The 5,466-nt window shown below is 42.4% G+C and carries 2 protein-coding genes and 1 pseudogene; 1 reads left to right on the forward strand and 2 read right to left on the reverse strand.

Features of this window, described 5'->3' with window-relative positions; translation table 11 throughout:
* Positions 1-157: 157 nt before the first annotated feature.
* Both ABWO12_RS11985 and thrA read right to left on the reverse strand, forming a co-directional pair.
* On the reverse strand, positions 158-1,093 hold the full coding sequence (locus tag ABWO12_RS11985) for a homoserine kinase (RefSeq protein WP_353089247.1): 936 nt from the start codon (positions 1,091-1,093) through the stop codon (positions 158-160).
* A gap of 10 nt (positions 1,094-1,103) precedes the next feature.
* Positions 1,104-3,549 (reverse strand): annotated as a pseudogene (gene thrA, locus ABWO12_RS11990) (bifunctional aspartate kinase/homoserine dehydrogenase I).
* Positions 3,550-4,107: 558 nt separating this feature from the next.
* Between thrA and hutH the strand changes: the two are divergent.
* Positions 4,108-5,466: histidine ammonia-lyase (gene hutH, locus ABWO12_RS11995; protein ID WP_353089246.1), on the forward strand; the 1,359-nt coding region annotated here is incomplete at its 3' end.

Genomic DNA, 5,466 nt, shown 5'->3' on the forward strand with positions numbered 1-5,466 from the left:
AAGTTTAAAGTTTCAAGTTTCACGTTTCAAGTTTCACGTTTCAAGTTGATTCTTAGTAAATTCATTTTCACAATTTACTCAAGAGCTTTGCGGTTTTAAATTACATAGAACCATGGTTTCACCGCAAAAGAAATAATGATAGTTTAAGGTTGCAAGTTCATAATTTAGTTTCTAAAACACGTACCCCTTCGGTATCGATGGCTGAAATGTGGATATCAAAGGCAATTCCCGTTTCCAAGTAAGCCTGACTCATGGCGAAGGCCGTTTTTTCAGCCTGGGAAAGGCCTTTACATAAAGCAAAAACAGAAGGCCCAGCCCCTGAGATGCCCGCTCCCAAAGCGCCGCTGTGAAGTGCAGCCGACTTAAGTTGGTCAAAAAACGGAATCAATTTTTTTCGCAAGGGTTCGATCACCACATCCTGTAACGAACGTCCTAACAACGCATAATCTTGGGTACATAGTCCTGCTACGAGTCCGCCCACATTGCCCCATTGGGTAATGGCCGCTTTTAAGGATATTGTGGGTTCTAAAACGGCCCGGGCATCGGCAGTTTTTAATTCAATTTGCGGGTGGAGCACTACGGCAAATAGTTCGCTCGGTGATTGAATTTCGACCACATCCAACGGACCGTAACCGCGAATTAGGGTGAAATTCCCCAACATACAAGGGGCTACATTATCCGCATGTTCACAACCGCTCGCAATGGCTTCGCCTTTCATCGCTGCATTAAGCAACTCTTTTTTGGAAAGGGGATACCCTAAGAGAGCATTGATTCCAAACGCAGCCCCCGACGCACTCGCGGACGAACTGCCAATACCGCTACCGGCTCGAATTTTTTTATGAATTTCGAATTCAATTCCAAAATCGGGTTCGCCTACTTCATCCAAAACAGCTTGCGCGGCCACTCCAGCAACGTTTTTATCAATTTCATAAGGCAAAACTGCGCCAGTAATTTTGGTTATTCGCAATCCTTTTTCAGTTACTTTTCGAAAAATCATTTCATCACCAATAGCTTGCAAGCACACACCAATGACGTCAAAGCCACAATTCAAATTGGCAATCGAAGCCGGAGCAAAGAGTTTGAGTTCGGTCATCATTTTTTATTTAAAAATTACCAATTCGGATTACATCGGCAAAAATTCCAGAGGCCGTAACCGCAGCCCCAGCGCCCGCACCTTTAATCAATAACGGTTGATCGACATAACGGTCGGTGTAAAATAAGACAATATTATCTTTTCCTTCCAAATTGTAAAACGGATGATCTTTGGGAATGAATTGCAGTCCAACCGAGGTTTTTCCTTGATCAAACTCGGCGACAAATTTAATGCGACAGTCTTTGGCTTTGGCTTCGTCTAATAATGCATTGAAATGCGCTTCATGTTGGATCAACGAGGCAAAGAAATCGGGATTATTGGTCGTTTGAATACAGGATTCAGGCAGGAAACAACGGTTGTCAATGGCTTCCATATTCATTTCATATCCACTTTCCCGAATGAGAATAAGTATTTTTCGAGCCACATCCACACCACTCAAATCGATTTTAGGATCGGGTTCAGTAAATCCTTGAACACCCGCTTCTTTTACCACATCATGAAAACTGTAGGTCGAACTGAAATTATTGAAGATAAAATTCAAACTTCCCGATAATACAGCCTGAATTTTATGCACTTTATCTCCGGAGGCGATGAGGTGTTTTAAGGTGTCAATAATGGGCAGTCCGGCACCTACGTTGGTTTCAAATAAAAAGGGTGCATTGTATTGACGGGACAAGTTTTTGAGTTTTCGGTAATGGGGATAATCCGACGAACAAGCAATTTTATTACAAGTCACGACGGCCACCGATTCTTTTAGAAAATGTTCGTATAACATGGCTACCGATTCATTAGCGGTATTGTCTACAAAAATGCTGTTGCGCAGGTTGAGTGATTTTACATTAGCGATAAATTGTTCAGCATTTGCTGGTGCTCCTTGTTCAAGTGCTGATTTCCAATCTTTCAAGGCAATTCCCTCTTCTTCAAAAACCATTTTTTTGGAATTGGCTAGGGCAACGACGCGTACATTCAGTTTCAAATTCTCTTTTAAAAACTTTTTCTGTTGGTGAATTTGATCCAAAAACTTTTCGCCCACATTGCCAACGCCCATCACAAATAAATTCAACTGCTTCAGATTGTCTTCAAAAAAGCGTTCATGCAACGTATTCAATGCTTTTTTGACATCTTTTTCATTGATAACTACGGATATGTTTCGTTCGGAAGCGCCTTGAGCAATCGCGCGAATGTTGACGTTGTTTTTTCCTGGTGCTAAACATTTTCCCTGAAATCCCTTGGTGGTTTTTCATGTTTTCTCCCACCAAAGCCACAATGCAAAGTTCAGTTTCTACATGGCAAGGGTCAATTTTACCTTGGGCAATTTCTAGTGCAAATTCGTGGTTTATGGCAGCTCTCGCTTTCTCCGTTTCATTGGCTTGAATTCCTACACAAATGGAGTGCTCGGAAGAAGCTTGCGTAATGAAAATCACATTAATTTTTTCGTGCGACAGCACCTCAAACAATCGTTTGGACGAACCCGCAACGCCAATCATTCCGTAGCCTTCCAAGGTTACCAAAGCAGTTTTATCGATGTGTGAAATGCCTTTTATGGGGTTGGTTACGCCCTCAGGATGCGCGCAGATTAACGTGCCTTCCGCTTCGGGTTCGAAGGTGTTTTTGATCCAAATCGGAATTTGCGATTTCAAAACAGGTTGAATCGTAGGCGGGTAGAGGACTTTGGCACCAAAATGCGACAATTCCATCGCTTCTTGATAGGATATTGTAGCGATAGGTTGGGCTTGTTTGACCAGTTTGGGATGGGCAGTAAACATCCCGTTTACATCGGTCCAAATCTCCAGTTCTTTGGCCTGAATGCCGTTGGCAATAATGGCTGCGGTATAGTCAGAGCCGCCGCGACCCAACGTTGTGGTGTTGTTATTTTTGTCGCGCGCAATGAATCCGGGTAATAACGTAACTTTTTGATTGGATGATAAAAAGTAATTTTTAATTAAAGTATTGGTTGTTTCAAAATCCACTTGGGCTTTGCCGTAATTGGCATCGGTGACGATCAACTCCCTACTGTCTTTGAAGCTACTTTCGGACAATTGCAGTTGCAACGCTTTGGCAATGATTTGTGCGGAAAGGAGTTCGCCCATACCTGCAATGGCATCGGCGGTTCTCGGACTTCTTTCGCCCAACAAATAACAGCCGTCCAATAAGGTTTTGAGTTGTTGTAATTCCGATTGCACTAAGGCAATGATTTCCGCTTGTTCAGAGGCTGGAATCAATTCGTAAATGGCCGTTTTGTGTTTGTTTTCAATTTCTTGAAAAAGTAAACGGTAGGCGGTGTCTTTCGCAGCTGCTTTTTCAGAAGCCTGTAAAAGCAAGTCGGTTACCCCACTGAAGGCGGAAACGACGACAGCTAAACGATGGTGTTTCGCTTTTTCTATAATAATCGAAAGGCATTTTTGTATGTTGGCGGCATTGGCTACTGAGGTTCCGCCGAATTTAAGGGTTTTCATGGGAGGGTTTCAGGTTTCAAGTTTCAGGTTTCAAGTTTCAAGTTTCAAGTTTCAAGTTTCAAGTTTCAGGTTTATTTCGCTTCGCTACATCAGTCGTCTAAAGCCTCGTGTCAGGTTTCAGGTTTATTTCGCTTCATCAGTCGACTAAAGCTTCGTGTCAACTTTTAGGAAAACTGATAACAATGAATTCGTTTAGGATATAAAGATTGGAATGCTTTTATCAAGCATCCGCGAAAGGACGATATGTGTACAATGAACCCCTTAAGGGGTCGTGGTGGTGGTTGTGCCATAGAAAACATCAGCCGAAGAATTGGCTGTATTGAAGTGAAATGCTGTTTTCAATGCTAATTTCATGCTGACAAAGTTAAAACAATGTGTTAAACAACAAATTTTGTTGCAAACTTTTACGAATATCAAAATGGTATATCGTTATCGGAATTTGAATTGTCAACAAATTCTTTTTTTTAGGACAGTTTTTAGGGATATGTCAATAAAAATCCAAAGTTTTTGTTGCATAATCTAATGGGTTTGTTGAATTTTGGACGCAAATCAGGTTTCATGGATACCCTACATTACATCAGTTCGGAGGTTTTGACGCTAGAACAATTGCACGAAATCATTTACCAAGGCAAAACAATCGCATTGTCGGAGGATACCAAAGTGAATATTCAAAAATGCCGTTCCTATTTGGATGAAAAAATGGCCGCGCAAAGTGAACCCATTTATGGTATCAATACTGGATTTGGGTCGTTGTGTAATGTGAAAATTTCCAATGATAACTTGTCTCAATTGCAGGTCAACCTGATGAAGTCGCATGCGTGTGGCACCGGACCCGAAGTACCGCACGAGATTGTCAAATTGATGCTTTTGTTGAAAGTACAATCCTTAAGTTATGGACATTCGGGCGTGCAATTGGCCACGGTAGAACGGTTGATTGACTTTTACAACCATGATATTCTTCCTGTGGTTTACGAACAAGGCTCGTTGGGCGCCAGTGGTGATTTAGCACCCTTAGCTCATTTGTGTTTGCCACTGATTGGTGAAGGCGAAGTGTATGTGGATGGTTTTCGCCAACCTGCGGCTAAAGTGTTGCAAATTAAAGGTTGGGAACCCATCGTTTTGCAATCCAAAGAAGGATTAGCCTTATTAAACGGTACCCAGTTTATGAGTGCCTACGGTTGTTTTGTGCTTTTGAAAGCCATGAAACTGACGTATTTATCCGATGTTGTAGCGGCCATTTCTTTGGAAGCTTTTGACGGTCGTATTGAACCTTTTGATGATTTGATTCATTACGTTCGTCCATACAAGGGACAGGTGACAACGGCAGAACGCATGCGCGATTTGTTGGAAGGCAGCGAAATCATTGGGCAACCCAAACAACACGTTCAAGATCCGTATTCGTTCCGGTGTATTCCACAAGTGCATGGGGCCAGTAAAGATGCCTTGGATTATGTGAAAAAAGTATTTAAAACCGAAATCAATTCGGTGACCGATAACCCGAATATCTTCCGCGAAAGCGATAAAATTATTTCCGGCGGTAATTTCCACGGACAACCCTTGGCGTTGGCGCTCGATTTTATGGGCATAGCCTTGGCCGAAATTGGTAGTATTTCTGAACGCCGTACCTATCAATTAATCTCCGGTTTACGCGGATTGCCTGCGTTCTTAGTGAATGATCCCGGACTCAATTCGGGGTTTATGATTCCGCAATACACGGCGGCGAGTATTGTGAGTCAGAACAAACAATTGGCTACACCTGCTTCGGTTGATAGTATTGTTTCCAGCAACGGCCAAGAAGATCATGTAAGTATGGGATCGAATGCCGCCACTAAAGCTTTACGCATAGTAGACAATTTGGAGCGAATTTTAGCCATCGAATTAATGAATGCTTCGCAGGCGATTGAATACAGAAGACCC

The organism is Flavobacterium sp. (genome assembly GCF_040379285.1).
Lineage (GTDB): Bacteria > Bacteroidota > Bacteroidia > Flavobacteriales > Flavobacteriaceae > Flavobacterium.

What these genes read in the sequence shown, in the direction of transcription:
- ABWO12_RS11985 (WP_353089247.1), bottom strand. Translation starts at nt 1,093, where the DNA reads ATGACCGAACTCAAACTCTTTGCTCCGGCTTCGATTGCCAATTTGAAT.